This is a genomic window from Achromobacter sp. HZ34, assembly GCF_002209485.1.
In the GTDB taxonomy this organism is placed as follows: domain Bacteria; phylum Pseudomonadota; class Gammaproteobacteria; order Burkholderiales; family Burkholderiaceae_B; genus Bordetella_C.
On sequence record NZ_NJIX01000018.1, the window covers coordinates 1 to 1755 of the forward strand.

The window sequence follows — 1755 nt, forward strand, 5'->3', positions numbered from 1 at the left end:
CGGGCGCGTGGGGCGGCGGGCGCGCAGGGCGCCGCCGGGCGCGTGGGGCGGCGGGCGCGTAGGGCGCCGCCGGTCGTGTGGGGGTGGCGGGCGCGCGTGTTGTTGCGGGGGGCTAGCGGGTGGTTTGGATGGAGTAGTGGAGCTCGACGTCGCCGAGGGCGATGCCGTCAGGGGCGAAACGGCGTTCGTGCAGGAGGCAATCGTGGGCGGACACGGCCATGACGCTGGAACTGCGGGTGCCGTAGACGGGGTCGACGATGAAGGGGCTGCTCAGGAAGCGTTCGCGCTCCAGGCCGATGCCGGTGTCAGGCAACTCCGCGTCCGGCGCGACCGAACGATCCGCCAGCGCGAGCAGCAAGCGCTCCATCTCCGGCTGAAGGCGTTCAGGCAGCGAGAGCCCGGCGTCCGCTTGCAGGCGTCCCCGCAGTAGACGCGTGAATGCCGCCTTGGTGCGCGCAAGCTTGGGCCACGGCGTGTCCAACAGGTGATTCGATAACGCATAAATCCCGGGCGGCAGGGCCCGCGCCGGTGCGCCCCGGTTGCTGCAATACCAGGCGCCGGTGAGATCGCCGACGATCAGGTTGTAGCCGTTGTATTGGCCGCCTATCGTGTCGATACGCGTGGCATACGCTGCCGGCGTTTCGTCACCGCGCAGGAAATCCCCGACCAGGTCGCCGCGCGATGGCGCATCCGGCAACACCCGCATGGGATCGCGGAAGTTGGTGACCAGCGCATAGCGGCCGCCGCGTGTCATCCCCATCCACGTGCCGCCGGATTTCAGGTCGCGTCCGGCCACGATGTCCGAACCGTCATCCCACGGCGCGGCCGGCGCGGTCGGACGCGCGTGATACTCATCGCGATTGGCAGCGATCAGCACCGGCAGGTGCGCCAGTTCATGCAGGGCGAGGACGGCGAGGCACATGAAGGCAGGCTCTTCGGAGGGGAAGGTTGATTATGTCATTCCGCGGTGTCGAATCACGCGCACGGCCGCGGCTTCGTTCCACGCCTGAGGCAATAGCGCGGCCGCGGCTTCGTTCCACGCCTGAATCAAGCGCACGGCCGCAGGTTTATTCAGCCGCTTGCGCGTCGACGACCGCCTCGATCGCTGCATCATCGACGCGCTCCGACGTGAACGGTGCGGTGCGCGGCGTGACCAGGCGCAGGTAGTCGTCCGCCCGCATCAGGATGGACGCATCCAGCCTGCCGGCGTTGAAGACGATTTCCTCGTAGCGTTGCCCCAGCGTGCTGTCGACCAGCAATTCCAATTCGGCATTGAACGTGAAGGGCGGGATGGCGCCAATCTCGCAGCCAGTCAATTCACGCGCCAGATCGCGTGACGCCAGCGACGCCTTCTTGCCGCGGATGGCCTGGGCGATCGCATCCAGGTCGGCCTGCCGGTCGGCCGGAAACACCGCCAGCACATTCGCACGCTTGGTGGAGGAAATCTTCACGCGGCAGACCAGCGCCTTGGCGCCTTGTCCGACGGCCGTTCCCCGTATCGCGGCGACCTCTTCGGACCGGCCCTCGGCGGCATGGTGCAGCAGTTTGTAGGCGATGCCCTGTTCATCGAGCAGGGCACGCAGTTGATCGTGGACTTCCATGGCGGATATATGGCGGAAATTGGACGCGCTACCTTAACCCATCCCGAGCCCGACCGGGCGGCGATCACCGCCCGGCGCGGCATCACGGGGCGCCCCGCGCGCCATCGGTCGCCGCCCGCCGCCCGCCGCCCGCCGCCGCCCGCCGCCCGCCGCC

Annotated in this window: 2 protein-coding genes; both read right to left on the minus strand. The window is 68.7% G+C overall.

Annotated elements, in window-relative coordinates; all coding sequences use genetic code 11:
- Positions 1 to 112 precede the first annotated feature (112 nt).
- The gene (locus CEY05_RS30700; protein ID WP_088601299.1) at positions 113 to 922 is read right to left on the minus strand and encodes an NRDE family protein; all 810 of its coding nucleotides are present in this window, start codon (positions 920 to 922) and stop codon (positions 113 to 115) included.
- A gap of 145 nt (positions 923 to 1067) precedes the next feature.
- Positions 1068 to 1601, minus strand: coding sequence for a YbaK/EbsC family protein (locus CEY05_RS30705; RefSeq protein WP_088601298.1), 534 nt, complete (start codon positions 1599 to 1601; stop codon positions 1068 to 1070).
- Positions 1602 to 1755: the final 154 nt, after the last annotated feature.